Source organism: Streptomyces sp. NPDC101165 (assembly GCF_044768135.1).
In the GTDB taxonomy this organism is placed as follows: domain Bacteria; phylum Actinomycetota; class Actinomycetes; order Streptomycetales; family Streptomycetaceae; genus Streptomyces.
Genome location: NZ_JBIWPG010000019.1, coordinates 123,614 through 149,846, shown reverse-complemented (window position 1 = coordinate 149,846; position 26,233 = coordinate 123,614). Strand labels below are relative to the sequence as shown.

Annotated in this window: 22 protein-coding genes; 6 read left to right on the top strand and 16 right to left on the bottom strand. The window is 71.8% G+C overall.

All coding sequences use genetic code 11. The features are described 5' to 3' along the window. Nucleotides 1-16: 16 nt before the first annotated feature. From ACIRVH_RS34440 to rimP, 8 genes are all read right to left on the bottom strand, one after another. Entirely contained in the window at nucleotides 17-3,565 is a 3,549-nt protein-coding gene (locus tag ACIRVH_RS34440) for a trypsin-like peptidase domain-containing protein (protein ID WP_403961646.1), read from the bottom strand. Between the two features lie 271 nt (nucleotides 3,566-3,836). Further along, entirely contained in the window at nucleotides 3,837-4,742 is a 906-nt protein-coding gene (truB, locus tag ACIRVH_RS34435) for a tRNA pseudouridine(55) synthase TruB (protein ID WP_403961643.1), read from the bottom strand. Next, complete coding sequence (gene rbfA / locus ACIRVH_RS34430; protein WP_403961641.1) at nucleotides 4,739-5,200, bottom strand: 30S ribosome-binding factor RbfA; 462 nt, start codon at nucleotides 5,198-5,200, stop codon at nucleotides 4,739-4,741. The genes truB and rbfA overlap by 4 nt, the downstream gene beginning before the upstream one ends. 40 nt (nucleotides 5,201-5,240) lie before the next feature. Then, the gene (locus tag ACIRVH_RS34425; RefSeq protein ID WP_403961638.1) at nucleotides 5,241-5,534 is read right to left on the bottom strand and encodes a DUF503 domain-containing protein; all 294 of its coding nucleotides are present in this window, start codon (nucleotides 5,532-5,534) and stop codon (nucleotides 5,241-5,243) included. A 195-nt stretch (nucleotides 5,535-5,729) separates the two neighbouring features. Beyond that, nucleotides 5,730-8,837: a translation initiation factor IF-2 gene (infB, locus tag ACIRVH_RS34420; protein WP_403961635.1), complete on the bottom strand. Its 3,108-nt coding sequence runs from the start codon at nucleotides 8,835-8,837 to the stop codon at nucleotides 5,730-5,732. 167 nt (nucleotides 8,838-9,004) lie between these two features. Continuing rightward, entirely contained in the window at nucleotides 9,005-9,286 is a 282-nt protein-coding gene (locus ACIRVH_RS34415) for a YlxR family protein (protein WP_403961632.1), read from the bottom strand. Between the two features lie 101 nt (nucleotides 9,287-9,387). Continuing rightward, on the bottom strand, nucleotides 9,388-10,386 hold the full coding sequence (gene nusA / locus ACIRVH_RS34410; protein WP_403961629.1) for a transcription termination factor NusA: 999 nt from the start codon (nucleotides 10,384-10,386) through the stop codon (nucleotides 9,388-9,390). A gap of 2 nt (nucleotides 10,387-10,388) precedes the next feature. After that, a complete protein-coding gene (rimP, locus tag ACIRVH_RS34405) occupies nucleotides 10,389-10,898 on the bottom strand; it encodes a ribosome maturation factor RimP (RefSeq protein WP_403961626.1) in 510 nt (169 codons plus the stop codon). Between the two features lie 220 nt (nucleotides 10,899-11,118). On the opposite strand from rimP, the gene ACIRVH_RS34400 reads away from it, so the two are divergent. The 3 genes from ACIRVH_RS34400 to ACIRVH_RS34390 are packed head-to-tail and all read left to right on the top strand — an operon-like array spanning nucleotide 11,119 to nucleotide 13,093. Then, entirely contained in the window at nucleotides 11,119-11,652 is a 534-nt protein-coding gene (locus tag ACIRVH_RS34400; RefSeq protein WP_403961623.1) for a hypothetical protein, read from the top strand. Continuing rightward, nucleotides 11,649-12,134 carry a ferritin-like domain-containing protein gene (locus ACIRVH_RS34395; protein ID WP_403961620.1) on the top strand — a complete coding sequence of 162 codons (486 nt, stop codon included), beginning with the start codon at nucleotides 11,649-11,651 and terminating at the stop codon, nucleotides 12,132-12,134. Before ACIRVH_RS34400 ends, ACIRVH_RS34395 begins: the two co-directional genes overlap by 4 nt. Before the next feature lie 50 nt (nucleotides 12,135-12,184). Continuing rightward, on the top strand, nucleotides 12,185-13,093 hold the full coding sequence (locus ACIRVH_RS34390; RefSeq protein WP_403961617.1) for an aminoglycoside phosphotransferase family protein: 909 nt from the start codon (nucleotides 12,185-12,187) through the stop codon (nucleotides 13,091-13,093). Between the two features lie 190 nt (nucleotides 13,094-13,283). On the opposite strand, the gene ACIRVH_RS34385 is transcribed toward ACIRVH_RS34390, so the two are convergent. The 3 genes from ACIRVH_RS34385 to ACIRVH_RS34375 all read right to left on the bottom strand — a co-directional run bounded on the left by ACIRVH_RS34385 (nucleotide 13,284) and on the right by ACIRVH_RS34375 (nucleotide 16,608). Beyond that, nucleotides 13,284-14,990, bottom strand: a complete 1,707-nt coding sequence (locus tag ACIRVH_RS34385; RefSeq protein ID WP_403961613.1) for a proline--tRNA ligase — start codon at nucleotides 14,988-14,990, stop codon at nucleotides 13,284-13,286. A gap of 108 nt (nucleotides 14,991-15,098) precedes the next feature. Then, the gene (locus ACIRVH_RS34380) at nucleotides 15,099-15,629 is read right to left on the bottom strand and encodes a GNAT family N-acetyltransferase (protein ID WP_403961611.1); all 531 of its coding nucleotides are present in this window, start codon (nucleotides 15,627-15,629) and stop codon (nucleotides 15,099-15,101) included. 130 nt (nucleotides 15,630-15,759) lie between these two features. After that, nucleotides 15,760-16,608, bottom strand: coding sequence for a GNAT family N-acetyltransferase (locus ACIRVH_RS34375; protein WP_403961608.1), 849 nt, complete (start codon nucleotides 16,606-16,608; stop codon nucleotides 15,760-15,762). 100 nt (nucleotides 16,609-16,708) lie between these two features. Here ACIRVH_RS34375 and ACIRVH_RS34370 point away from each other — a divergent pair, with 100 nt between their 5' ends. Beyond that, nucleotides 16,709-17,446, top strand: a complete 738-nt coding sequence (locus ACIRVH_RS34370) for a GNAT family N-acetyltransferase (protein ID WP_403961605.1) — start codon at nucleotides 16,709-16,711, stop codon at nucleotides 17,444-17,446. A 59-nt stretch (nucleotides 17,447-17,505) separates the two neighbouring features. Here the strand turns inward: ACIRVH_RS34370 and ispG are convergent, their stop codons facing one another. From ispG to dxr, 3 genes are all read right to left on the bottom strand, one after another. Then, complete coding sequence (gene ispG / locus ACIRVH_RS34365; protein WP_403961601.1) at nucleotides 17,506-18,663, bottom strand: flavodoxin-dependent (E)-4-hydroxy-3-methylbut-2-enyl-diphosphate synthase; 1,158 nt, start codon at nucleotides 18,661-18,663, stop codon at nucleotides 17,506-17,508. Between the two features lie 169 nt (nucleotides 18,664-18,832). Next, nucleotides 18,833-20,137 carry a M50 family metallopeptidase gene (locus ACIRVH_RS34360; RefSeq protein ID WP_403961598.1) on the bottom strand — a complete coding sequence of 435 codons (1,305 nt, stop codon included), beginning with the start codon at nucleotides 20,135-20,137 and terminating at the stop codon, nucleotides 18,833-18,835. Beyond that, on the bottom strand, nucleotides 20,134-21,399 hold the full coding sequence (gene dxr / locus ACIRVH_RS34355) for a 1-deoxy-D-xylulose-5-phosphate reductoisomerase (RefSeq protein ID WP_403961595.1): 1,266 nt from the start codon (nucleotides 21,397-21,399) through the stop codon (nucleotides 20,134-20,136). The genes ACIRVH_RS34360 and dxr overlap by 4 nt, the downstream gene beginning before the upstream one ends. Before the next feature lie 198 nt (nucleotides 21,400-21,597). On the opposite strand from dxr, the gene ACIRVH_RS34350 reads away from it, so the two are divergent. Continuing rightward, nucleotides 21,598-22,056, top strand: coding sequence for a lamin tail domain-containing protein (locus ACIRVH_RS34350; RefSeq protein WP_403961592.1), 459 nt, complete (start codon nucleotides 21,598-21,600; stop codon nucleotides 22,054-22,056). Between the two features lie 20 nt (nucleotides 22,057-22,076). Here ACIRVH_RS34350 and ACIRVH_RS34345 read toward each other — a convergent pair whose 3' ends face one another. Together ACIRVH_RS34345 and ACIRVH_RS34340 are read right to left on the bottom strand one after the other, a co-directional pair. Then, nucleotides 22,077-24,014 (bottom strand): acyl-CoA dehydrogenase family protein, encoded by a 1,938-nt coding sequence (locus ACIRVH_RS34345; RefSeq protein WP_403961589.1) that lies wholly within the window; start codon nucleotides 24,012-24,014, stop codon nucleotides 22,077-22,079. Nucleotides 24,015-24,146: 132 nt separating this feature from the next. Then, nucleotides 24,147-24,956 carry an endo-1,4-beta-glucanase gene (locus tag ACIRVH_RS34340; RefSeq protein WP_403961586.1) on the bottom strand — a complete coding sequence of 270 codons (810 nt, stop codon included), beginning with the start codon at nucleotides 24,954-24,956 and terminating at the stop codon, nucleotides 24,147-24,149. 212 nt (nucleotides 24,957-25,168) lie between these two features. On the opposite strand from ACIRVH_RS34340, the gene ACIRVH_RS34335 reads away from it, so the two are divergent. Beyond that, on the top strand, nucleotides 25,169-26,182 hold the full coding sequence (locus ACIRVH_RS34335) for a LacI family DNA-binding transcriptional regulator (protein WP_403961583.1): 1,014 nt from the start codon (nucleotides 25,169-25,171) through the stop codon (nucleotides 26,180-26,182). The last annotated feature ends 51 nt before the right edge of the window (nucleotides 26,183-26,233 follow it).

Below are 26,233 nucleotides of genomic sequence, written 5' to 3'. Positions count from 1 at the left end.
CGTTCACGGCGGGCGCTCAGGCCGGTACGCGCACGCCCGCCAGGTTCTCGATCATGCGGCGGGCGCTGGGGCCCACCACCGCGGCCCAGTCCTGAGGGGTCTCGCCCAGCCAGCGGGCCAGCCGTGCGGCGAAGCCGGGCACGTGCCGGGACAGCACGACCAGGCCCCAGTCGAATCGGGTCGCGCCCTCGGGGGTGCGGACGAGCAGGAGACCGGTGCGGTGGACGAGTGCGCGCAGCTCCGCGTCCCGGCCCTCGCCGTGCGGGGCCGCCGCCTGCAGGACGGCGTCCAGGACGTCCGGCTCGTGCTCGTGGGCGAGCAGGAAGTCCAGCAGCTCGCGGCGCAGCGGGTGGGAGGCGGGGGCGCCGGGGGCGGCGAGGACGGTGGCGAGGGCCGCCCGGACCCCTTCGGGGCCGCCGTCGAGGAGGCCGGTGACCAGGGGCAGCAGGACGGGGCGGGTGGCGGGGCCCTGATCGAGGCATCGGTCGACGTACGCGGCCACGTACCCGGCGGTCTCCGGCCGCAGCCCCACCGCCTCCCGGACGAGGGCGGCGACCTGGCGGGCCAGGGCCGGGACGGTGACGTCGGCGAGCGTGCGGAGCGTCTCTCCGGCGTCCGGGCCGCCGCGCAGACGGGCACGGAAGGCCTCGAGGACGGGCTCGGGGTGGCTGCCCAGGGCCGGGACCAGGGCGCCGGGCGGGAACTGCGGGTCGCCGTCGGCGAAGTGGCGCAGGGCCTCGGCGAGATGGCGGTCGCGGGTGTCCGGGTCGCGCACCAGGACGGCGAGGGCGCCGCCGTGCACGGTGCGGTCGGCGGGGCGGGCGAGCAGGGCGAGAGCGGCGTAGCGGAGCAGTTCGCGGTCGGCGGCCGAGCGGACGTGGGGGGCCGCGCGCAGCCCGTGCGCCACCGCGGCCACCCGGCGGGCGGGGCGCTCGTCGTGGGCCCAGCGGTCGACGGCCCGGCAGACCGCCGAGGGCTCGTCCTCGGCGAGGCCGGCGAGCAGCTCGTCGGCCCTGGGGTGCGTGCTCTCCACGAGCACCTCGGTGAGGTTGTCCAGGGCCCCGTGCCGGTGGGTGTGCAGCAGGGCCTGCGCAGCGGTCGCCACGGTGGCGTGCGGGGTCGCGGGCAGCGGCCGCTCGTCGTCGAACCAGCGGGTGAGCTGCGGCTGTACGGCACCGGGTTCGGCGGCGAGCAGCAGGGCCACGGCGTCCAGGTAGCGCTCGCCCGCGGCGGCGCACCCCGGCTCCGACGGTTCCTGGTCCGCGAGGACCAGCTCCCGCAGCAGTGCGAAGCGCTCGGCGTCCGGGAGGGGCAGGGCGGTCCAGAAGGCGGGGCCGAACTCGGACGGTACGGGCCGCCCGCCCAGGCTCCAGGCGGTGACGCGGTCGGCCAGGAGGCGGAGCACCTCCGTGTACGGCGTCGCGTCCGGGACCTGGAGGAGGGTGCGGGCGAGCAGCCGGGCGGCCCACCAGGAGGTGGGGGCCAGATCCAGGGCGTCCACCAACTCCCTGAGCCGGAGGGAGAGTTGGCGCGGTCCCTGCTGGCGGCCGAGGAGGAGCAGGGCCTGGACGACCGGGCCGACGCGGTGGCGCGGGACGGGAAGCGGGTGGGCTCCCTGCGGGGTGCGGGGGCGGTGGACCAGGGCGTGCAGGGCCTCGTCCAGGTCGAGGTGCATGCCCTGGATCCAGTCGGCCAGCTCCTCGTAGGCGAAGCGGTACCCGCCGCCGGCCGGGACCAGGAGGCCTTCGGTGAGGACGGCGGAGGCCCAGCCGGAGCCGCCGCCGAGCCGGGCCGGGGCGGGCCCCCACGGGAACACCGCCTCGAAGGAGGCCCGGTCCAGCTCGCCCTGGCCGGGGCCGAGGCTGCACCGGGCGGCCTCGTGCACCTGTCCGGCCACCCGGGCCGCGAGCCGCCGTACGGCCGTGCCGCGCAGCCCGTTCTCGGCGGCGAGGCGGACCGCGATGCGCAGGCACATCAGGTCGAGGTGGGCGGCGAAGACCTCGTGCCGGTCGAGCGGCCCGGCGGGCGGGGCGTCCGGGAGGGCGGCGCGGACCTCGGAGAGGAGGCGCAGGGTGAGCGGGTGCCGGGCGTCGCGGTCGATGAGGGCGCCGTCGGGGACGCCGTAGCGGGCCCGGGCCCGGCGGGCCTCGTCCTGGGTGAGATCGGCGAGCCGCACACACGCCGGCCCGTGCAGCAGGTCGGCAGGGAACTCGGCCCCGGCGCGCTCCCAGTACTCCTCCCGGCAGGCCACCACCAGCCGTGCCCCGGTCTCCCGCAGCCACGCGGCCGTCCCCCTGGTCCACTCGGGCAGCCGGTGGGCGAGGACGGGGGGCATCTCCTCGGGGCCGTCGAGCAGGAGCAGCAGCGGGCGGCCGGCCTGCCCGGCGAGGCGGGCCAGGCGCTCGGGGGTGAGGTCGCCGAGGTCGGCGGGGTGCACGGAGCGGGCGGCGGCAACGATTCGGGCGGCGCGCCGCAGGGAACGGCGGGCCGCGTCGGCCACGGAGTCGTCGGCGTCCCTCAGGTCGGCGCCGCGCAGCCACAGCGTGGGCGCGGGCCGCTCGGTCCGGCCCCGGCGGGCGGCGAGGGCCGCGAGTTCCGTCGTACGACCGCTGCCCGGGGCGCCGACCAGGCCGAGCACGGCGGCGCTCTGGCCGTCGGCGAAGGCGGACAACTCCCTTACCGCGTCGGCGCGTTCGACCGGCTGCACACGGCCGGGGCCGGCGGTGCCGACGTACCCGGCGAGGGCGCCCGGCGGGCCGTCCTGGCCCACCGAGGTGGCGGTCAGCTCCAGGACGCCGGCCGGGTTGAGGTCGGCGCCGTAGGCGGGCACGGTGGCCGCGTTCCGGGCGAGCAGCTCGGCCAGCGGGCCGTCGGCCGGGCGCAGCGGCACCGCGAAGCCGGCGTCGCGCCGGTCGGAGTGCAGGGCGGTGCCGAGGACGCCCACGACCGCGCCGGTCTCCGCGTCCAGCACCGGTCCCCCGGAGGCGCCGCCGCCGAGCCGGAGCGCGTCCCGGCCGGCCGTGCCGATGGCCAGCTCCAGGGCGTCCTCGATGAGGTGGAAGCGGTCGGTGGCGGTGTATGTCACCTGGGTGGCGGCGAGCACGCGTGCCTCGCGCCAGCAGCCCGCGGCGACCCGGACGTAGGTGCCGGCCTCGACGCGTTCCCGGACGGTCAACGGGAGGGGGTCCACGCCCAGGTCCTCGGTGCGGACCAGGGCCAGGCCGAGCGCGGGCAGCGGGGTGACGGCGTCGGCGCCGACCACGCAGGTGCGGTCCGCGGCGGTGTGCAGGACCAGCCGGGCGAGTCCGTCGACGGCCTCGTGGCTGGTGAGAAGGGTGCCGTGATGGTCGGCCGGGAAGCCGACCCCGCGGGGGCGGCCGGCCAGGTCGCGGATCCGGACGAGAACGTGTGTGACGTCTGTGCGAGCCGGGTCGCCGGCACAGTCCGTGCCGTCCCCGCGGATCCCGTCCTGGTCCCGGTGGCCCTCGTCCCGGGTCCGGCCGAAGTCGTCCCGGGATCGGTCGAATACCCCGGTACGGTTCGCATCGCCGCCCCGACCCGTCATGGCCGTACCTCCCCGCCCGTACACACGCGCCCTCGTGATCGACGGTAGGGGCGCGGTGATCAGCGGAACAGCACGCGAAGTGAAAGCGCCCCCTTCCGCTCCCCCGCTTCACTCCGAGCGCCTGCCCGGTCGGGTGAATAGGCGGGGGCGGCTGGATACACCCTAGGGGTGGGGGAACCGAGGGGGGACCGTGGAGCGGCGGCAAGGGCAGTACCCCGTGGCCGCCGCTCCACGGACTGGGCTCCGTGGAGCGGCGCGGTCCGGACTCCGGTCAGCCGAAGACGGCCAGGCTCTTCGCCTTGCCCTTGTGCTCCTCGACGAGCGCGAGGAAGCGGCCCTCGGGGTCGAACACGGCGACGGTGCCGACGCCCGCGTACGCCTCGGGCATCTCCAGCCGGACGCCGTTGAGGAGCAGCCGGGCGCGCTTGGCGTCCACGTCCCAGCGCGGGAACGCGGCCGCGGCGGCCTCGGCGATCGGCATCACGGTCAGCTCCTGCTGAAGCTGGTCCAGCGTCTTCGCGGAGTCGAGCTTGTACGGCCCGACGCGGGTGCGGCGCAGCGCGGTGAGGTGGCCGCCGACGCCCAGGTCGGCGCCCAGGTCGCGGGCGAGGGCGCGGATGTAGGTGCCGGAGGAGCAGACCACCGAGACGACCAGGTCGAGCACGGCGGTGCCGTCCTCGGCGACGGCGTCCCGGACGTCGTACACCGCGAAGGACGCGACGTTCACCGGCCGGGCGGGGATCTCGAACTCCTCGCCCTCGCGGGCCCGTTTGTACGACCGCACGCCGTCGATCTTGATGGCGCTGACCTTGGACGGCACCTGCATGATGTCGCCGGTGAGCTTGGCGATGCCGGCGTCGACGGCGTCCCGGGTCACCTTGGACGCGTCGGTGGAGGAGGTGATGTCCCCCTCGGCGTCGTCGGTGACCGTGTTCTGGCCCAGGCGGATGGTGCCCAGGTACTCCTTCTCGGTGAGGGCGAGGTGCCCGAGGAGCTTGGTGGCGCGCTCCACACCGAGGACGAGGACGCCGGTCGCCATCGGGTCGAGGGTGCCGGCGTGGCCGACGCGGCGGGTGCGTGCGATGCCGCGCATCTTGGCGACCACGTCGTGCGAAGTGAAGCCCGACGGCTTGTCGACGATGACAAGGCCGTCGGGCGTGGTGTGCTTCTGGGTCATTCCGCGGCGTCGCCGTCCGTCTCGGCGTTCTCGTCCTCGGCCGGCTTGCGGTACGGGTCGGCGCCGCCCGCGTACGCCGCGCCCGCGGAGGCCTCGCGGACCTTCGCGTCGGACTGCCGTGCCTTGTCGAGGAGGTCCTCGATGGTCCGGGCGGTGTCCGGGAGGGCGTCCGCGACGAACGTGAGGGTCGGCGTGAACTTCACGCCCGCCGCGCGGCCGACCTCGGAGCGCAGGATGCCCTTGGCGCTCTCCAGTCCGGCGGCCGCGGCCTGCCGCTCCTCGTCGTCCCCGTAGACCGTGTAGAAGACGGTCGCCTCCCGCAGGTCACCCGTGACCCGGGTGTCCGTGATGGTGACGTGCGAGCCGAGCCGCGGGTCCTTGATCCCACGCTGCAGCTTCTGGGCCACCACCTCCCGGATGAGGTCCGCCAGCCTTTTCGCCCGCGCGTTGTCGGCCACTGGTCCGTCTCCCGTTCTTTCTTCTTCTTGCGTTCTGTGGTCAGTCGTCGTCGCCGTGGAGGCGCCGTCGCACGGACAGCAACTCCACTTCGGGGCGGCCGGCGACCAGCCGTTCGCACCGGTCCAGTACGTCGGTGAGGTGCGCCGCGTCGCCGGAGACCATGGCCAGGCCGATGATCGTTCGCCGGTGGAGGTCCATGTGGTCCACCTCGGCCGCGCTCACGGCGTACTTCCGCTGGAGTTCGGCGACGATCGGGCGGACGACGGAGCGCTTCTCCTTCAGCGAGTGGACGTCGCCGAGGAGGAGGTCGAAGGACAGAGTCCCCACGTACATGTGTGTAGCCGGTTCACCCGCCGGTACGGGATCGATGGCCCCGGGCCCGTGTGGGCCGGGGACATCAAGAACGGTACCCCGTTCCTGCCTGAGGCTCGACGGGGTTTTACCGCACCCTGGACTCCGGTCGGAGCCCGGGAACGGCGTGCTGGCCGACAGGACCGGAGTCCCGTCGGCCAGCACGAACCGTGGGCGTTACGCCCGCGGCTTCTCCCGCATCTCGTACGTCGCGATGACGTCGTCGACCTTGATGTCGTTGAAGTTGCCGAGGTTGATACCACCCTCGTAGCCTTCGCGGATCTCGGTGACGTCGTCCTTGAAGCGGCGCAGACCCTCGATGTTGAGGTTCTCCGCGATGACCTTGCCGTCGCGGACGAGGCGGGCCTTCGTGTTGCGCTTGACCTCGCCCGAGCGGATGAGGACACCGGCGATGTTGCCCAGCTTGGACGACTTGAAGACCTCGCGGATCTCCGCCGTACCGAGCTCGACCTCCTCGTACTCCGGCTTGAGCATGCCCTTCAGGGCCGCCTCGATCTCCTCGATCGCCTGGTAGATGACCGAGTAGTACCGGACGTCCACACCCTCGCGCTCGGCCATCTGCGCCGCGCGGCCGGCCGCACGGACGTTGAAGCCGATCACGATGGCGTCGGAGCCCATCGCCAGGTCGATGTCGGACTCCGTGACCGCACCGACACCGCGGTGCAGGACGCGGATGTCGACCTCTTCGCCGACGTCCAGCTGGAGCAGGGAGGACTCCAGGGCCTCGACGGAACCAGAAGCGTCACCCTTGATGATGAGGTTGAGCTGCTGGATCTCGCCGGCCTTGAGCACCTTGTCCAGGTCCTCGAGGGACACGCGGCGGGTGCGCTTGGCGAACGCGGCGTTGCGCTCACGGGCGGCGCGCTTCTCCGCGATCTGGCGGGCCGTACGGTCCTCCTCGACCACGAGGAAGTTGTCGCCGGCGCCCGGGACGTTGGTCAGACCCAGGACCTGGACCGGCGTGGAGGGACCGGCCTCGGCGACGTTGTTGCCGTTGTCGTCGAGCATGGCGCGGACGCGACCGTAGGCGTCGCCCACGACCATCGTGTCGCCGACCCGCAGCGTGCCTCGCTGGACGAGGACCGTCGCCACGGCACCGCGGCCGCGGTCGAGACGGGACTCGATCGAGATGCCCTGCGCGTCCTGGTGCGGGTTGGCCCGCAGGTCGAGCGAGGCGTCCGCGGTGAGGACCACGGCCTCCAGCAGCGAGTCGATGTGCAGACCCTGCTTGGCGGAGATGTCGACGAACATCGTGTCGCCGCCGTACTCCTCGGCCACCAGGCCGTACTCGGTCAGCTGACCGCGCACCTTGGTCGGGTCGGCGCCCTCGACGTCGATCTTGTTGACCGCGACGACGATCGGCACGTCGGCCGCCTTGGCGTGGTTGAGCGCCTCGACCGTCTGCGGCATGACGCCGTCGTTGGCCGCGACGACCAGGATCGCGATGTCCGTCGACCGGGCACCACGGGCACGCATGGCGGTGAACGCCTCGTGACCCGGGGTGTCGATGAAGGTGATCGCTCGGTCTTCGTCGTTGACCTGGGTCGAGACCTGGTAGGCACCGATGTGCTGGGTGATGCCGCCGGCCTCGCCCGCGATGACGTTCGTCTTGCGGATGGCGTCGAGCAGTCGGGTCTTACCGTGGTCGACGTGACCCATGACGGTGACGACCGGCGGACGGACCACCAGGTCCTCCTCGTCGCCCTCGTCCTCGCCGAACTCGATGTCGAAGGACTCGAGCAGCTCGCGGTCCTCCTCCTCGGGGCTGACGATCTGAACCGCGTAGTTCATCTCGCCCGCGAGGAGCTGCAGCGTCTCGTCGGAGACGGACTGCGTGGCCGTGACCATCTCGCCGAGGTTCATCATGACCGCGACGAGGGACGCCGGGTTGGCGTTGATCTTCTCCGCGAAGTCGGTGAGCGACGCGCCGCGGGAGAGACGGATGGTCTCGCCGTTGCCGCGCGGCAGCATCACGCCGCCGACGCTCGGGGCCTGCATGGCCTCGTACTCCTGGCGACGCTGCCGCTTCGACTTGCGACCACGACGCGCGGGACCACCGGGACGGCCGAAGGCACCCTGCGTGCCACCGCGGCCACCGGGACCGCCGGGACGGCCACCGAAGCCGGGACGGCCACCGCCGCCACCACCGGGACCACCGGGACCACCGGGACGACCGGCGAAACCGCCGCCACCGCCACCGGGAGCACCGGGACGACCGGCGAAGCCGCCGCCGCCACCACCGGGACGACCGGCGAAGCCGCCGCCACCCGGACGACCGCCACCGCCACCGGGACGACCGCCACCGCCACCGGGACCGCGACCGCCGGGGCCACCGCCACCGGGACGCGGGCCGGCAGCAGGACGCTGCGGCATCATGCCGGGGTTCGGGCGCGGACCGGCCGGGCCGGGACGCGGACCGCCCTGCGGACGGGGCATACCGGACGGCGACGGACGGGAACCGCCCGGAGCCTGCGGACGCGGACCGCCGCCCTGGGCACCGGGACCCTGCGGACGGGGACCGGCGCCGGGAGCACCGGGACCACCCGGACGCGGGCCGCCCTGCGGGCGCGGGGCCTGCGGACGGGCCATGCCGGTGGAGCCACCGGAGGTGAAGGGGTTGTTGCCCGGACGCGGACCGGCCGGACGGGCACCGGGACGCGGGGCCTGACCACCGGAACGCGGAGCACCCTGACCCGGACGGCCCTGGCCCTGGCCGGGACCGGCCGGACGACCGCCGGGCTTCGGGGCACCGGGACGGGCACCGGGACGCGGACCCTGCGTGGCCGGACCCTGCGTGGCCGGACCCTGCGCGGCCGGAGCCTGCGGGGCCGGAGCCTGCGCGGCCGGAGCGGCCGGCGGAGCGGTGAACTCCGGGGCGGCCGGGGCCGGGCGCGGCGCGGGCTTCGGGCCCGGACGCGGGCCGGGCGCCGGGGACAACGGGGCCGACGGAGTCGCGGCCACTGCCGGAGCAGCGGGCTGCGGTGCCGTCGGAGGCTTGGGGGCCGCCGGCTTCGGGGCAGCCGGACGGGCCGCCTGCGCCGGAGAGGGCGCGGCGGGCTTGGGGGCGGCCTTGCGCGGGGCGGGCTTGCCGGCGGACTTGCCGGAGCCGCCCTGGAAGGCGTCGGTCAGCTTACGTACAACGGGCGCTTCGATGGTGGAAGACGCCGAACGGACGAATTCACCGAGTTCCTGGAGCTTGGCCATGACGACCTTGCTCTCAACGCCGAACTCCTTGGCGAGTTCGTAGACCCGGACCTTAGCCACTTCGCTCCTTTGAGGTCCGGGTTGAAGCCGGACCGTCGTTAGTTCATGGGCGTACTCATCGCGTACTCATCGAGTGCTCATCGCAATCTCGACCTGCTTTCGAACTCGCGAGGTACCGGGCCGCACGGGGGGTTCCGCACGGCTCGCTTTCCTACTGTGTTGCCTGCTCAGCAACTGTCTGTCTGCTCGACGTACTGACGCAACGCCTTTATGTCGAGCGGCCCGGGGACGCGTAGCGCCCGAGGGAACGCCCGGCGGCGCACCGCCTGGTCGAGACAGACCGGGTCGGGGTGTAGATACGCACCCCGGCCGGGCAGCGTACCGCGAGGATCGGGAACGCACTGTTCCTCTTCCGCCACGGTCCGCAGCAGATCGTCCTTGGCCGCTCGCTGCCTGCACCCCACACAGGTGCGCTCAGGGCATGCGCGGGCTCGCGTCCGGCCAGACACTCCTAAGTCTACCTCCCCGTAGCGACCCCACCCCATCGGGGGAAAAGTCGAACAGTTGCTCGCTGCAGGCTGACGTAATCTCAGCGGCACACGGCCGAGATCTATTCCCCGGGACGCTCCCCGGCCTGCTCGGTGTCCGGACGGATGTCGATCCGCCAGCCGGTGAGCCGGGCCGCGAGCCGGGCGTTCTGCCCTTCCTTGCCGATCGCCAGCGACAGCTGGTAGTCCGGCACGGTCACCCGGGCGGAGCGGGAGGCCATGTCGACGACCTCCACCTTGCTCACCCGAGCGGGTGACAGCGCGTTCGCCACCATCTCGGCCGGGTCGTCCGACCAGTCGACGATGTCGATCTTCTCGCCGTTCAGCTCGCCCATCACGTTGCGCACCCGGCCGCCCATGGGGCCGATGCAGGCACCCTTGGCGTTCAGGCCCGAGCGGGTGGACCGTACGGCGATCTTGGTGCGGTGACCGGCCTCACGGGCGATGGCCGCGATCTCGACCGACCCGTCGGCGATCTCCGGCACCTCCAGGGCGAAGAGCTTCTTCACCAGATTGGGGTGCGTACGGGAGAGGGTCACGGACGGGCCGCGCACACCCTTGGCCACCCGGACGACGTACGAGCGCAGCCGCATGCCGTGCGGGTACGACTCGCCGGGCACCTGCTCCTGCACCGGCAGGATGGCCTCCAGCTTGCCGATGTCCACGAGCACGTTCTTCGGGTCGCGGCCCTGCTGGACGACTCCGGTGACGATGTCGCCCTCGCGCCCCGCGTACTCGCCGAGCGTGGCGTCGTCCTCGGCGTCACGCAGCCGCTGCAGAATCACCTGCTTGGCGGTGGTGGCGGCGATCCGCCCGAAGCCCGACGGGGTGTCGTCGAACTCGCGCGGCTCCTGCCCCTCCTCCAGGTCCTCGGGATCCTCCTTCGCCCACACGGTCACATGCCCGGTCTCCCGGTTGAGCTCCACGCGCGCGTGCCGGCGGCTTCCCTCGGTGCGGTGGTAGGCGATGAGGAGGGCCGACTCGATCGCCTCGACCAGCAGGTCGAAGGAGATCTCCTTCTCTCGAACCAAGCCCCGCAGGGCGCTCATGTCGATGTCCACGGCTACGCCTCCTCCTCTTCCTTCATGTCCTTCTTGTCCTTGCGGTTGAACTCGACCTGAACGCGCGCCTTGGCGATCTCGGGGAAGCCGAGCCGACGGGTGGTCGCCTTGCGGCCCTTCACCCCGGGCACCTCGACGTCGAGACCGTCCTCGTCGGCCTGCAGGATCCGGGCGATCAGCTCGTCGCCCTCGGCCAGCTGGAACTTCACGAGCCGGTCGGTGGCACGAACGTAGTGCCGGTACTCGGTGAGCAGACGCTCCGCGCCGGGCGTTCCGACCTCCAGGTCGTACGCGGCGTCGCCCATCGCGTTGGTCTCGTCGAGCTTCGCCGAGAGCGCGCGGCTCACATCGGCGATGGCGTCCAGATCCGCTCCGGTGTCGGAGTCGACGACCACGCGCAGCACCCGCTTGCGTCCGACGGAGTCCACGGCGATCTCCTCGAGATCCAGCCCCTGGGAGGTGACGAGCGGTTCCAGAAGCTCTCGCAGCCTCTCGCTCTGGGTGGTGCTCATCCGGGTGACTCCTCGGCCGCGTGTGCTGTTGTGGGATGGGTCGCGCGTCTGGTCAAAGGGTATCCGGTCGAGGGGAGTGTTGCCGTCCACCTGTGTACGCGCGGTGCCGGTGAGTGGTGTGCGCGGGGTGCGCGGGTACCGTGATCACGGGCGTGCCGCCCTTTGGCTGTCTTTCTTTCGAAGTTGTTCCTTTCGTACGAGTTCCCCGAGGACGTCTGCAGTGCCGTACCCGCCGCCGCGCACCCCCTCGGGGCCGCGCAGAAGAACCCTTTTCGCTTCGGCCGCCGGAGCCGCCCTGCTGGTGGGCTGTTCGGCCGATCCGGGCCCCGGGGACAGCGGCGACTCCCCCTCGGCGACCGAACGGGCCCGTGCGCGTGCGGCCAAGGACGGCGCGGGGCTGCTGGAGCGCTACGACGCGGTGCTCGCCGCCCATCCGGCACTGGCCGAGCGGCTGCGCCCGCTGCGCGCGGAAGTGGCGGCGCACACGGAGGCGTTCGGCGGCACCGCTGCCACCAAGTCCCCCTCCCCCACGGCCACCGGATCCCCTTCCCCGGCGGCCTCCACGGCGACGCCACAGGCCGTGCCGGCCACCGAGAAGGGCGCCCTCGCCGATCTCGCCGCCGCCGAGCGCGCCCTCGCCGACCGGCGGACCAAGGCCCTGCTGGACGTGCCGGGCGAACTGGCCCGGCTGATGGCGTCGGTGGCGGCGTCCGGCGCGGCCCACGCGTACCTGCTGACCGAGGGAGCCAAGTGAGCGACGAGACCCGGAAGGCCGAACTGGCCGCGCTGCAGGCGGCACTGGCCGCGGAGCACGCGGCGGTGTACGGCTACGGCGTCGTCGGCGGGCGGATCGACCAGCGGCGGCGGACCGACGCACGGGCGGCGTACGACGCGCACCGGGCCCGCCGGGACGCACTGGTGCGCGAAGTGCGCGACCTGGGCACTCAGCCGGTCGCCGCGAGCGCCGCGTACGCGCTGCCGTTCCAGGTGCCGGACGCGGCCGCGGCGGTACGGCTGGCCGCCGAGTTGGAGGAGCGGGTGGCCGGGGTGTACTCGGACCTGGTCCGGACGGCGACCGGCGCGCGGCGTGCCTCGGCGGCCGCGGCGCTGCGCGAGGCAGCGGTGCGGGCGGTGCGCTGGAGCGGGGAGAGCGTAGCCTTCCCTGGGCTCGCCGAGCGGGCCGGCGACGAAGCAGGTGCGGCCGGACCCCGTACCCCGGCGTCCCCGACGACGTGATCGTGTAGCCGCCCCTACGGCAGGCCCAGGAGGAAGGGAACAACTCGCGCATGGCTTTCGAACCGCCCCAGCGGCTGGTGCGGGCACTCGGTGAGACGGCACCGGCCGGGGACGACTGGCTGACGCGGCTGCCCGGGACGGTCGAACGGGCGGTCGCCCGGCGCGAGTTGACCGTGGAGCGGGTCCAGGTGCCCGGCGGACGCAGCAGCCTGGTGGTGCTGGTCCGGCGGGCGGACGACAGCCCGGCGGTACTGAAGCTGGCCCCGCCCCGGGCCCGCCCCGAGAGCGAGCGGGCTGCGCTGGCGCAGTGGGCCGGTCTGGGCGCCGTACAGCTCCTGGAGACGGACACCGAGGACGCCGCCGAGGGAGTGCTGCTGCTGGAGCGGCTGCACCCGGACGTGTCGGTGCGGTCGCTGCCCGAGGCGAAGGCGCTGCTGGAGGCGGCGGGGACGCTGCGGCGGCTGTGGGTGGAGCCGCCGGGCGACCACGCGTTCGAGACGGTGGCCGAGCGGACGGGACGGCAGGCGGAGGCGATGCGGGCGACTGCGTCCACGTTCCCCGAAGTGGCGGAGCTGGTCGACGCCGCTGTGGGTGCGCGCGAGGAGTTGTCGGCGTCCGCGCCTGAGCACCGGCTGCTGCACGGCACGTTTCGGCAGAGCAAGGTGCTCGCCGGTGAGCGGATGCCGTGGCTGGCGGTGGGGCCGGATCCGGTCGTCGGTGAGTGTGCGTTCGATCTGGCTCGGCTGGTGCGGGACCGGGTGGAGGATCTGATCGCGACGCCGTCGGGGGCGGCGACCACTCGACGGCGGATCAAGCGGCTTGCCGAGTCGCTGGATGTGGATCTGGAGCGGCTGCGCGGGTGGACGTTGTTCCGGGCCGTGGAGTCGGGGGTTCGGGCGCTTCGGGTCGGGCGGCCGAAGGATGCCGAGCTGCTGTTGGAGTTTGCCGGTTGGCTTTAGGGGGCCCGTGCAGGTCGTCGGGTCGAGCTCCGCCGCGGACCCCTGCTGCGGCGCCCCGTTCCCTGGTGTCCATGACCGTTCCCCGCCCGTGGTGATCGTGACGCTGTGTCACGTCCCACGGTCGGGGAACGGGTTGAGAGAACCTCGTGAGGCGCCTGCCGGCCTCGGGAGAACTCTCCGAGGGGTTCCTCTACTGCGCCGTCAGGCGGGCGATCGCGTCCTCGACGGACAGCTCCTCGCGCTCACCCGTCTTGCGGTCCTTCAGCTCCAACACGCCCTCGCCGGAGCGGCGGCCGGCCACCAGGATCTGCGGTACGCCGATCAGCTCGGCGTCGGTGAACTTCACACCCGGGGAGACCCCGGCCCGGTCGTCCACCAGGACGCGTACGCCCGCGGCGGCCAGCTTGTCGGCGACGTCGAGCGCCAGCTCGGTCTGCAGCGCCTTGCCGGCGGCGACGACGTGCACGTCGGCCGGGGCGACCTCCTTGGGCCAGCACAGGCCCTTGTCGTCGGCGGTCTGCTCGGCGAGCGCGGCGACGGCGCGGGAGACGCCGATGCCGTAGGAGCCCATGGTGACGCGGACCGGCTTGCCGTTCTGGCCGAGGACGTCGAGCTTGAGGGCGTCGGCGTACTTGCGGCCCAGCTGGAAGATGTGGCCGATCTCGATGGCGCGGTCCAGCTTCAGGCCGGTGCCGCACTTCGGGCAGGGGTCGCCCTCCAGGACCACGACGACGTCCACGTACTCGTCGACCTCGAAGTCACGTCCGGCGACGACGTTCTTGGCGTGCGTGTGCTCCTTGTTGGCGCCGGTGATCCAGGCGGTGCCGGGGGCCACGCGCGGGTCGGCGATGTACTTGACCTTCTCGCCCCGGCCCTGCGGGCCGACGTAACCGCGGACCAGGTCCGGGCGGCCCGAGAAGTCCGCCTCGGTGACCATCTCGACGACCGCCGGGGCGAAGTGCTCCTCGACCTTGCCCAGGTCGACCTCGCGGTCGCCGGGCACGCCCACGGCGACGATCTCGCCGTCCACCTTGACCAGCAGGTTCTTCAGCGTGGCGGAGGCCGGGACGCCGAGGTGGGCGGCCAGGGTCTCGATGGTCGGGGTGTCGGGGGTGGGGATCTCCTCGAGCGCGGGCACGGCCGAGCCGTCCACCGGCTTGAGCTCGTAGGTGATCGCCTCGGTGTTGGCGGCGAAGTCGCAGTTCGGGCAGTCCGCGAAGGTGTCCTCGCCGGCCTCGGCCGGGGCCAGGAACTCCTCGGACTTGGAGCCGCCCATCGCGCCGGCGGTGGCGGCGACGATGCGGTAGTCGAGGCCGAGGCGCTCGAAGGTGCGCCGGTAGGCCTCGCGGTGCAGGGCGTAGGACTTGCCGAGGCCCTCGTCGTCCAGGTCGAAGGAGTACGAGTCCTTCATCAGGAACTCACGGCCGCGCAGGATGCCGGCGCGCGGACGGGCCTCGTCCCTGAACTTGGTCTGGATCTGGTAGAGGATCACCGGCAGGTCCTTGTAGGACGTGCACTGGTCCTTGACCAGGAGGGTGAAGATCTCCTCGTGGGTGGGGCCGAGGAGGTAGTCGCCGCCCTTGCGGTCCTTCAGACGGAACAGCTCCTGGCCGTACTCGTCCCAGCGGCCGGTGGCTTCGTAGGGCTCACGCGGCAGCAGGGCGGGGAGCGAGACCTCCTGGGCGCCGATGGCGTCCATCTCCTCGCGGACGATCCGCTCCACGTTGGCGAGGACCTTCTTGCCGAGGGGCAGCCAGCTCCAGATGCCGGCGGCGGTGCGGCGGACGTAGCCGGCACGGACGAGGAGCTTGTGGCTGAGGACCTCGGCGTCCGCCGGGTCGTCGCGCAGCGTCTTCGCCATCAACTGGGACATGCGCTGGACCGGTGCGTTCGCCATGGTTCTCGTACTCCTGCCGATGGGGGTCCCCCGCTCGAGCGCGGCCGAGAGTGGGGGATGGTGATGGCATAGGAGGTTAGCCGGGCTGGCTGTTCCGGTGGAAATCGGTTAACGCCGACGCAGTGGCAGAGGTGCGCCCATCACCGCGTACGGCCGGGGGGCGCTCGGGAAGTGGACCTGCCGGGCGAGGTCGACGTAGCCGAGGGAGTGGTAGAGGCCGCGGGCCGGGCTGTCGGTGTCGATCGCGGAGAGGATCGAGCGGGGTTCGGCGGCGCCGTCGGTGATGGTGGTGATCAGACGGCGGCCGATGCCGCGGTTCTGCTGGTCGGGGTGGACGTGCAGCTCGGTGATGACGAAGGAGTCGTCCAGCCAGAGATCATTGTGCTGGGCGCGGAGGTAGGGCTCCACGACCGTGGACCACCAGTGGGTGCGGGAGTTGGGCATGCCGTAGACGAAACCGACGAGCAGTCCGCCGGCGGTCGCGCCGAGCGCCCTGGCACCCGGGTACTGCATGTGGCGCTGGACGATCTGGCGGCGTACGGCGACCTCGTCCGGGCCGAGTCCGAAGGCGACGGCCTGGACGGCGAGGGCCTCGTCGACGTGGGCTGAGAGGTCCAGGGGGCCGATCACGAGGTCCATGCGGGGAGCGTACAGGGGGGTACGCACTGTGTGCGGGGGTGCGGGTGATCTGCGGTTGCTCGCGCGCACGCGGCGGAGCCGCACATCGACGCAGTCCCCGCGCCCCTGGGGTGGCCGCCCCTCGGACGTCTCAGAAGAGAACGCTCATGAAGGCGCCGACCTCCTGGAAGCCCACGCGCCGGTAGGTCCGCCTCGCCGCCGTGTTGAAGTCGTTGACGTAGAGGCTCACCATCGGAGCCATGTCGGCCAGCGCGTAGCGCAGGACGGCTGCCATGCCGGGTGCCGCCAGGCCCCTGCCGCGGTACTCCGGCGCCACCCAGACGCCCTGGATCTGGCAGGCCTGGGACGTCGCCGCTCCGATCTCCGCCTTGAAGACGACCTTGCCGTGTTCGTCTAGGCGGGCGAAGGAGCGGCCGGAGCCGACCAGTTCGGCGACCCGGGCCTGGTAGAGCAGGCCGCCGTCGCCGGCCAGCGGCGAGACGCCGACCTCCTCGGTGAACATCGCCACGCACGCCGGCATGATCGTCTCCATCTCGTCCTTGCGGATGCGGCGGACGTAGGGATCCGGGGCGATGTCGGCGGGCATGCGGTCGGTGACCATCAGGGGCTGGTGGGCCCGGACCTCGCGGGCCGGGCCCCAGTGCGGTTCGAGCAGGCGCCACAACTGGGCGGTGGCTTCGGCGGGCCCGACGACGGAGGAGCAGCGGCGGCCGGCCCTGCGGGCGCGGTCGGCGAAGGCACGGACGGCGCGCGGGGAGGCGCAGATCGGGACCAGGTTGGCGCCCGCGTAGCAGAGGGACGTCAGCATGCCGTCCTCGTACCAGCCCCACATCTCGCCGCCGAGGCGCCAGGGGTCGAGCCCGGCGATCTGCACCCGGGACGTCACGAAGGCGTTCGCGACCGGCTCACGGTCGAGGACGGCGAGCGCGGCATCCAGGTCGCTCGGTTCGAGGACCCGGGAGGTCGTCTGGGTCAACACGGGCGGGGCCTCACACTGGGGTCTGCTGATCTCCGCACTGTACCTGCCGAATTTGTGCCGCGCTGCCTCGTCGAGCCGGGCCCTGTGCTACGAACGGCACATGATCTTGACAACCGAACGTGCCGACGCCCGCAGTCGCCCCGAGGAGCAGCTCGCGGAGCTGTTCAGTGAGGGATTTCCGCAGTTCATCACGGCCGATCGGCTGGTCAAGGAGTACATGGGCCGGGTGCGGGAGTTCTTCGCGGCCCTGGATCTGATGCTCGTGGACGAGGACGGGGTGCCGGTCGCCGCCGGCTGGGGTGTGCCGGTGCGGTGGGACGGGCGGGTCGACGGACTTCCCTCGGGATACACGGACGCGCTGGTGCGGGCCGTGCAGGGGCGGGAGCAGGGCGTCGAGCCGGACACGCTGGTGATCTGCGGGGCCGTCGTCACCCCGTCGCTGCAGGGGCGCGGGCTGGCGGGCCGGACACTGACCGCGCTGCGGGAGACGGCCCGGGAGGCGGGGCTGGGCCGGGTGATCGCGCCGGTGCGGCCGACGACGAAGGCGCGGTATCCGCTGACGCCCGTCGAGACGTTCATGCGGTGGCGGCGGCCCGACGGTGCCGCCCTCGACCCGTGGATACGGACGCACGAGCGTCTCGGTGCCGAGATCCTGGCGGCGGCGCCGGAGTCGCAGACGATGACCGGCACGGTCACCGAGTGGGAGGGCTGGACGGGCCTCGCCCTCCCGGAGTCCGGTGCGTACGTGATCCCGGAGGGACTCAGCCTGCTGCAGGTCGACCGGGACACGGACGAGGGCGTGTACCGGGAGCCGAACGTCTGGATGCGCCACCGCTGAGAAGCCGACGGGGCGGCCGACCTCGCGCAGGAGGTCGACCGCCCCGGAGCGGAACCGCGTCAGCCCGCGACCGAGACGGACGGCTCGCCGGACGCGATGCCCTCCGCCTCCATCTGCTCGGCCAGCTTCATGGCCTCCTCGATGAGGGTCTCCACGATCTTGGACTCGGGGACGGTCTTGATGACCTCGCCCTTGACGAAGATCTGGCCCTTGCCGTTGCCGGAGGCGACGCCGAGGTCGGCCTCGCGGGCCTCGCCCGGGCCGTTGACGACGCAGCCCATGACGGCGACGCGCAGCGGCACGTCCATGCCGGTCAGGCCGGCGGTGACCTCTTCGGCGAGCTTGTAGACGTCGACCTGGGCGCGGCCGCAGGACGGGCAGGAGACGATCTCCAGACCGCGCTGCTTGAGGTTCAGGGACTCCAGGATCTGGAGGCCGACCTTGACCTCCTCGGCCGGAGGCGCGGAGAGGGACACCCGGATGGTGTCGCCGATGCCCTGGCTGAGCAGCGCGCCGAAGGCGACCGCGGACTTGATCGTGCCCTGGAAGGCGGGGCCGGCCTCGGTGACGCCCAGGTGGAGCGGGTAGTCGCACTGCTCGGCGAGCTGGCGGTAGGCCTCGATCATCACGACCGGGTCGTTGTGCTTGACCGAGATCTTGATGTCGCGGAAGTCGTGCTCCTCGAAGAGGGAGGCCTCCCACAGGGCGCTCTCGACCAGGGCCTCGGGGGTCGCCTTGCCGTACTTCTGGAGCAGGCGGCGGTCCAGGGAGCCGGCGTTGACACCGATGCGGATCGGGGTGCCGTGCTCCTTGGCGGCCCTGGCGATCTCCTTGACCTTGTCGTCGAACTGCTTGATGTTGCCCGGGTTGACGCGGACGGCGGCGCAGCCGGCCTCGATGGCCGCGAAGACGTACTTCGGCTGGAAGTGGATGTCGGCGATGACCGGGATCTGCGACTTGCGGGCGATGGTCGCGAGGGCGTCGGCATCGTCCTGAGTGGGGCAGGCGACGCGGACGATCTGGCAGCCGGACGCGGTCAGCTCGGCGATCTGCTGGAGGGTGGCGCCGATGTCGGACGTACGGGTCGTGGTCATCGACTGGACCGAGACGGGCGCGTCTCCACCGACCGCCACGGATCCGACCTGGATCTGCCGGCTCTTCCGGCGCTCGGCGAGCTTGGTCGGAACGGACGGCATGCCGAGAGAAATCGCAGTCATCTGCTGTGCAACCCCAAGTCGTGGATCAAGGTCCGGTCCCGTGAACGGCGGGCTCCAGACTTCGAGATTACGGCACCGCCCCCGGGCCGAGCACATCCCACCCGGCAAACCCACTCAATGGAAGACGGCCCGGAGCACAGGGCCCCGGGCCGCCTCGAACCTCCGATGGCTAGGAGATTTTCACCGGGTTAACCACGTCCGCGATCAGCACGAGGATGGTGAAGCAGACGAAGATCCCGGCCACCACGTACGCCACCGGCATCAGCGTGGCCACGTCGAACGGACCGGGGTCCGGCCGGCGCAGCACCCGGGCCACGTTCCTCCTGACCGACTCCCACAGGGCGCCCGCGATGTGCCCGCCGTCGAGCGGGAGCAGCGGGAGCATGTTGAACAGGAACAGGGAGAGGTTGAACCCGGCGACCACGAAGAGGGCCATGGCCAGCTGCTGCGAGGCCGGGATGTCCAGCGTGGCGATCTCGCCGGTGACCCGGGCCGCGCCGACGATGCCCATCGGGGAGTCCGGCTCGCGCGGGCCGTTGCCGAAGGCCGCGTCCCACAGGGCCGGGATCTTGCCGGGCAGGGCGACGAGGGAGTCGACGGCGTCGCCGACCCGGTCGGTCATCCAGGTCACGGACTGGCCGAAGTCCTGCTTCACGACACCGTGGGCCGCGCTGAAGCCGAGGAAGCCGGCCTTCACGTACTGACCCTGGACGTAGGTGCCGCTGGAGTCCTTCTTGGCGACCTGGTTGGTGGCGATCTTCGCGTGCAGGGTCAGCTCCTGGCCCTTGCGGTCGACGACGATCGCGACGTCCTTGCCGGCGCTCTCCCGGATCAGGTCCGAGAGGGTGTTCCAGTCGTTGGTCGGTACGCCGCCGAACGAGACGATCTTGTCGCCCGCCTTCATGCCGGCGTCCGCGGCCGGGGAGGCCGGGTCGGACTTCTTGCAGCTGTCACGGTGCTGGCTCTGCGCGATGATGCAGGGCGAGACGGACTCGACGCTGGTGGTCTCCTGCTGAATGCCGAAGCCCATCAGCACGGTCAGGAACAGGCCGATCGCGAGGATCAGGTTCATGAACGGGCCCGCGAACATGACGATGACGCGCTTCCACGGCTTGCGCGTGTAGAACATGCGCGTCTCGTCACCCGGCTTGAGCTCCTCGAAGGCCGCCGAACGGGCGTCCTCGATCATGCCGCGCCACGGGGAGGTGGAGCGGGCGGAGACCCGGCCTGCCTCGTCGGGCGGGAACATGCCGATCATGCGGATGTAGCCGCCGAGCGGGATGGCCTTGATGCCGTACTCGGTGTCGCCCTTCGTGCGCGACCAGATGGTCGGGCCGAAGCCGACCATGTACTGCGGGACGCGGATGCCGAAGAGCTTGGCCGTGGACAGGTGCCCCAGCTCGTGCCAGGCGATCGAGACGAGCAGGCCGACCGCGAAGACCACTATGCCGAGGATGAACATCAAGGTCGTCATGCACGCGCCTCCGCGGTCCGGTCTGTCAGTTCGCGCGCCCGGGCCCGTGCCCAGGTCTCCGCTTCGAGGACGTCCGACACGGTGAGTGAGGTTCCCGTGACCGGGGTGCCGTGCTCCTCGACCACCCGGGTCACGGTCTCCATGATGCCGTTGAAGGGCAGTGCGCCGGTGCGGAACGCCTCGACACACTCCTCGTTGGCCGCATTGAACACCGCCGGGGCGGTCCCCGCGAGCTGCCCCACGTGCCGGGCGAGGTTCACCGAGGGGAAGGCCTCGTTGTCCAGCGGGAAGAACTCCCAGGTGGAGGCCTTGCTCCAGTCGAAGGCGGGTGCCGCGTCGGGAACACGTTCGGGCCAGCCCAGACCGATGGCGATCGGCCCGCGCATGTCGGGGGGCGTCGCCTGGGCGATCGTGGATCCGTCGGTGAACTCGACCATCGAGTGAACATACGACTGGGGATGCACAACGACCTCAATGCGGTCGAAGGGAATGTCGTAGAGCAGGTGCGCCTCGATGACTTCCAGGCCCTTGTTGACGAGGGTCGCGGAGTTGATCGTGATCACCGGGCCCATGGCCCAGGTGGGGTGCGCGAGGGCGTCCTCGACGGTGACGTTCGCCAGCTCGGCCTTGGTGCGGCCGCGGAAGGGCCCGCCGGAGGCGGTGACGACCAGCTTGCGCACGTCGGCGCGGGTACCGGAGGCGAGCGCCTGGAAGAGCGCGGCGTGCTCGGAGTCGACCGGGATGATCTGCCCGGGCTTGGCGAGTGCCTTGACCAGCGGGCCGCCGACGATCAACGACTCCTTGTTGGCGAGCGCGAGGGTGCGGCCCGCCTCCAGGGCGGCCAGGGTGGGCGCGAGGCCGATGGACCCGGTGATGCCGTTGAGCACCGTGTGGCAGTCGGAGGCGGCAACCTGGGTGGCCGCGTCCGGTCCGGCGAGGATCTCGGGGAGCGGCTCCCCCGCGCCGTACCGCTCGGTCAGCGCCTCATGCAGAGCCGGTACGGCGTCCTCGCGGGCGACCGCCACGGTCCGGACCCGCAGCCGGTGCGCCTGCTCGGCGAGCAGGGCCGTGCGGGCGCCGTTCGCGGAGAGGGCGGTGACCCGGAAGCGGTCGGGGTGGCGCAGCACGAGGTCGATCGCCTGGGTTCCGATGGACCCGGTGGAGCCGAGGATCACCACGTCCTTCGGGCCGTCTCCCGCGAGGGGGTCGTACACGAGGTGCGGGTCGGCGAGGGGTGCGGGACTGGCGGGACTGTCGGTCATCCCCCCATTGTGGCCGTTGGCCGCGGGCGGTCGGACAGGGCATCCCTCGGGCGGGTGCGTTAACAGCTTTCATTGCCGGATGTGGTGATTTTCCGTTTGTGAAGTCGGAGTGAAGATCGTGTGATAACACTTCAGTCGGGCCGGTGGACGACCGGTCCGAGTACGACTTCGCGGACGACATCCTGGGGGGATATCTCCATGCGTACTGTGCGCATACGCGCCGCCCTGCCCGCCCTCGCGGGCGCGGCCCTGCTCACCGGAACCCTGCTCAGCACCCCGGCCCAGGCGGCCGGCGGCGTGCACATCCACCACGTCTGGTTCGACAGCCCGGGCCGGGACGACCGCTCCAACCAGAGCCTGAACGCCGAGTGGGTGCAGATCAAGAACAGCGGCGGCTCGGCGGTCTCGCTCAAGGGCTGGATCCTGAAGGACGCCTCCAACCACAAGTACGTCTTCCCGGACGTCAGGATCGGCGCCGGGAAGTACATGAAGATCCACACCGGCAGCGGCTCGGACACCGCATCGAACAAGTACCAGGGCCGCCGCGCCTACGTCTGGAACAACGACAGGGACACGGCCACGCTGACCAAGGCGAGCGGCACCAAGGTCGACTCCTGCTCCTGGACGACGCGGGATCCGAGCGACAAGTACTGCTGAGCTACCGCCCGTACGGGCGGCTACCCGCCGTACGGGCGGCGCACGTTCTCACGGGCGGACGGTCCGGGGGTCGCGTCGGCGATCCACGGGCCCTCGCCCGAGGGGTCGACGATCCCGTCCTCCAGCCACTCGTAGGCCCCGCCGAGCACGCCCTTGACCACCTTGCGGTCGAGGTCGTCGGTGTTGGCCCACAGCCGGTTGAAGAGTTCCTCGACACGGAGGCGGGACTGACGGCAGAAGGCGTCGGCGAGCTGGTACGCCTCGCGGCCGTGTTCGCCCTCGCCGCGCAGCCGCTCGGCACGCACACAGGCCGCGCTCATCGCGAACAGTTCCGCGCCGATGTCCACGATCCGGCCGAGGAAGCCCTGCTTGGTCTCCATCCGGCCCTGCCAGCGGGACATGGCGTAGAACGTGGAGCGGGCCAGCTTGCGGGCGTGCCGCTCGACGTAGCGCAGATGACCGGAGAGGTCCGTCTCGCGCTTGAACTCGTGGTACGAGGAGGGCAGTTGGCCGGGTCCGGCGACCAGCTTCGGCAGCCACTTGGCGTAGAAGACGCCCGCGTTGGCGCCCGCCCTCGCCTTGTCCGACAGGGACTTGTCGGGGTCGATGAGGTCGCCGGCGACGGAGAGGTGGGCGTCCACGGCCTCGCGGGCGATGAGCAGGTGCATGATCTCCGTCGAGCCCTCGAAGATCCGGTTGATGCGCAGGTCGCGCAGGATCTGCTCGGCCGGGACGGAGCGCTCGCCGCGCTCCTTGAGGGACTCCGCCGTCTCGTAGCCGCGGCCGCCGCGGATCTGGACCAGTTCGTCGGCCATCAGCCAGGCCATCTCGGAGCCGTAGAGCTTGGCGAGGGCGGCCTCGATGCGGATGTCGTTGCGGTCCTCGTCGGCCATCTGCGAGGACAGGTCGAGGACGGCCTCCAGGGCGAAGGTCGTGGCCGCGATGAAGCTGATCTTGGAGCCGACGGCCTCGTGCAGCGCGACCGGCTTGCCCCACTGCTCGCGCTCGGCGGCCCATTCACGGGCGATCTTCAGGCACCACTTGCCGGCGCCGGCGCACATCGCGGGCAGCGACAGCCGGCCGGTGTTGAGCGTGGTGAGCGCGATCTTCAGGCCCGCGCCCTCGGAGCCGATGCGGTTGGCGGCCGGGACCCGGACCTGGTGGAAGCGGGTGACGCCGTTCTCGATGCCGCGCAGGCCCATGAAGGCGTTGCGGTTCTCCACGGTGATGCCCTCGGCGGTGGCCTCCACCACGAAGGCGGTGATGCCGCCCTTGTGCCCCTCGGACTTCGGCACCCGCGCCATGACGACCAGCAGGTCGGCGACCACCCCGTTGGTGGTCCACAGCTTCACCCCGTCGAGGACGTAGTCGTCCCCGTCCGGGACGGCCGTCGTCGCGAGGCGGGCCGGGTCGGAGCCGACGTCCGGCTCGGTGAGCAGGAAGGCGGAGATGTCGGTGCGGGCGCAGCGGGGCAGGAAGGCGTCCTTCTGCTCCTGGGTGCCGAAGATCTTCAGCGGCTGGGGCACGCCGATCGACTGGTGGGCGGAGAGCAGCGCGCCGACCGCGGGGCTCGCGGAGCCGACCAGGGCGAGGGCCTTGTTGTAGTACAGCTGGGTGAGGCCGAGACCGCCGTACTTGGGGTCGATCTTCATGCCGAGCGCGCCGAGTTCCTTCAGGCCGGCGACGACCTCGTCGGGGATGCGGGCCTCGCGCTCGATGCGGGCCGAGTCGATCGTCGTCTCGCAGAAGACGCGCAGCTTGGCGAGGAACTCCTCGCCGCGGCGCACGCTCTCGGGCTCCGGGAGCGGATGGGGGTGGATGAGGTCGAGCCGGAAGCGCCCGAGAAACAGTTCCTTGGCGAAGCTGGGCTTGCGCCAGTCCTGTTCCCGGGCGGCCTCCGCCACCTGGCGTGCCTCGCGCTCAGTGACGGTTTTACGTTGGGTGGTGGGGGCGGACATGAGGCTCACCTCGCCGCAATAGGGATGTTGAGGACCGATCCTTACCGACCAGTGCTACTGGATCGTTGGTACCCGAATCCGGCCGACCCCACCAGTCCTCGCGCGCCGTTCGGTCGGCGCCGGCGAACGGGTTCAGCCGATGTCGACCGAGTACGACTTCGTGTCCAGCCGCCCGGAGCCCTTGAACACCTCGGTTCCGGCCTCGATCCCGGAGACGTACTTGTTGTTGCTCAGCAGGTTGCGCCGAACGAGTGCCTGGGTGAAGTCGTCCAGGTTCAGCGTCGCACCTGTGGTGTTGGTACGGCGAACGAAGGAGTACACCTTCCAGCCGATGTCGCCCTGGTAGATGTCCCACATGGTGCCGCCGAGGCTGACACTGCCGTACTTCGTGCCGAGCGGACCCGCGCCGCCCTGCCGGTCGAGCCAGATCATGACCTCGTCGGTGGGCTGGTCGGGCCAGTCCGCGCTGCCCTTGGCGTGCAGCCACAGGTCGTAGGCGACGTTCATCGTTCCGGGGTTCGAGCTGAGCGCGAAGCTCCACTTGGCGGTGATCTTCTTGCGGTCGCCGACCCGGACGGGCAGCCCGGTGCTCGCCCTGTCCGTCTTCCAGCCCCAGTGCCAGCCGAGGACCGTGCCGGCGTAGGACTTCACGTCGGAGTCCTTGCCCTTGCTGTTGGTGGCCCAGGTGTAGTCCGTGCCCCAGGAGATCGTCGATCCGCTTCGGGAGTTGTCCCAGACGCACTGGGTGCCGGTGCCCTTGTCCTGGCCCCACAGGTTGTTGTTGACGTAGTACTTGCCGAGGGTGACGGTGTCGAAGGCCGTGCACTTCTTGCTCGACTCGCCGGCCTGCGCCACGGTGACGCCTGCGGCGGCGGCCAGGGCGACGGAGGCGGCGACAAGCGTCTTCGCCTTCTTCGACAGGCGCGGTCTGCGGTGTTGCATCGGGGGTCCTTCCGGGGGACGGTTCGTCTACCGCCTCCCTGTGGTCGCCGGCCCGCCGAAAGGTTGCCGAACCCTTGGCGTCGGAATTTCTGTCGAAGCGCTTCGACAGCCTATGGCTACTCACCCCCGCTGCGGCTACTGTCAATACACCCTCACTCGCCCGTGTCAGCAATGCGCAGTGTCGAAGCGCTTCACAAAGCTTGGAGAGCTGGATGGTCACCCTCGCCGAGGTCGCCCAGCACGCCGGAGTCTCGGCGAGCACGGTGAGCTACGTCCTCAGCGGCAAGCGGTCCATCTCCGCCACCACCCGGCAGCGGGTCGAGCAGAGCATCCGCGAGCTCGGCTACCACCCCAACGCGGGCGCGCGCGCCCTGGCGAGCAACCGGTCGAACATCATCGCGCTGATGATCCCGCTGCGCACCGACATGTACGTGCCGGTGATGATGGAGATCGCCATCGCGGTGGCCACCACGGCCCGCACGCACGGGTACGACGTCCTGCTGCTCACCGGCGAGGAGGGCCCCGACGCGGTGCGCCGGGTCACCGGCAGCGGTCTCGCCGACGCGATGATCCTGATGGACGTCGAGCTGGAGGACGAGCGGCTGCCGCTGCTGCGGGAGACCGACCAGCCCTCGGTACTGATCGGGCTGCCCGCCGACACCACCGGTCTGACCTGCGTGGATCTGGACTGGAGTGCGACGGGCGCGCTGTGCGTGGAGCATCTGGCGGGGCTCGGGCACCGTGACATCGCTGTCATCGGCGAGGCCCCGGCCGTCTACGAGCGGCACACCGGCTTCGCCGAGCGCACCCTCGACGGGCTCCGCTCCCGCGCCCGCGAGACGGGCGTGCGGGTGCTGCACCGCCCGTGCGAGGGCGGGTACGACGCGATGGCCGTGACCCTGGCCCGGATCCTCGACGAGCGCCCGGGCACCACCGGGTTCGTCGTGCAGAACGAGTCCGCGGTGGAGCCGCTGCTCGCTCTGCTGCGCCAGCAGGGGCGGGCCGTGCCCGAGGACGTGTCCGTGGTCGCGATCTGCCCGGACCAGGTGGCCGTGCAGGCCTCGGTGCGGCTGACCTCGGTCGCCGTCCCCGCGCAGGAGATGGGCCGGCACGCCGTGGAGCACCTGGTGGCCAAGCTGGACGGGCGGGGCGGCGACGAGGTCGTGCTGATCGCGCCCGAGCTGACGGTACGGGCGAGTTCGGGGCCGGCGCCCGCCGCGTCCTGACGTATCTCCTCCCGGTGCCTCGCACGTCCGGGGCACACCTGTGCCTGCTGT

Excerpts from the sequence above, each read along its gene's own strand:
- truB (WP_403961643.1), bottom strand. The coding sequence starts at position 4,742 with ATGACCCAGAAGCACACCACGCCCGACGGCCTTGTCATCGTCGACAAG.
- ACIRVH_RS34340 (WP_403961586.1), bottom strand. The coding sequence starts at position 24,956 with ATGCAACACCGCAGACCGCGCCTGTCGAAGAAGGCGAAGACGCTTGTC.
- ACIRVH_RS34385 (WP_403961613.1), bottom strand. The coding sequence starts at position 14,990 with ATGGCGAACGCACCGGTCCAGCGCATGTCCCAGTTGATGGCGAAGACG.
- ACIRVH_RS34370 (WP_403961605.1), top strand. The coding sequence starts at position 16,709 with ATGATCTTGACAACCGAACGTGCCGACGCCCGCAGTCGCCCCGAGGAG.
- ispG (WP_403961601.1), bottom strand. The coding sequence starts at position 18,663 with ATGACTGCGATTTCTCTCGGCATGCCGTCCGTTCCGACCAAGCTCGCC.
- ACIRVH_RS34390 (WP_403961617.1), top strand. The coding sequence starts at position 12,185 with ATGGCTTTCGAACCGCCCCAGCGGCTGGTGCGGGCACTCGGTGAGACG.
- ACIRVH_RS34440 (WP_403961646.1), bottom strand. The coding sequence starts at position 3,565 with ATGACGGGTCGGGGCGGCGATGCGAACCGTACCGGGGTATTCGACCGA.
- rimP (WP_403961626.1), bottom strand. The coding sequence starts at position 10,898 with ATGAGCACCACCCAGAGCGAGAGGCTGCGAGAGCTTCTGGAACCGCTC.
- ACIRVH_RS34360 (WP_403961598.1), bottom strand. The coding sequence starts at position 20,137 with ATGACGACCTTGATGTTCATCCTCGGCATAGTGGTCTTCGCGGTCGGC.
- dxr (WP_403961595.1), bottom strand. The coding sequence starts at position 21,399 with ATGACCGACAGTCCCGCCAGTCCCGCACCCCTCGCCGACCCGCACCTC.
- ACIRVH_RS34350 (WP_403961592.1), top strand. The coding sequence starts at position 21,598 with ATGCGTACTGTGCGCATACGCGCCGCCCTGCCCGCCCTCGCGGGCGCG.
- ACIRVH_RS34345 (WP_403961589.1), bottom strand. The coding sequence starts at position 24,014 with ATGTCCGCCCCCACCACCCAACGTAAAACCGTCACTGAGCGCGAGGCA.
- ACIRVH_RS34380 (WP_403961611.1), bottom strand. The coding sequence starts at position 15,629 with ATGGACCTCGTGATCGGCCCCCTGGACCTCTCAGCCCACGTCGACGAG.
- ACIRVH_RS34335 (WP_403961583.1), top strand. The coding sequence starts at position 25,169 with ATGGTCACCCTCGCCGAGGTCGCCCAGCACGCCGGAGTCTCGGCGAGC.
- ACIRVH_RS34425 (WP_403961638.1), bottom strand. The coding sequence starts at position 5,534 with ATGTACGTGGGGACTCTGTCCTTCGACCTCCTCCTCGGCGACGTCCAC.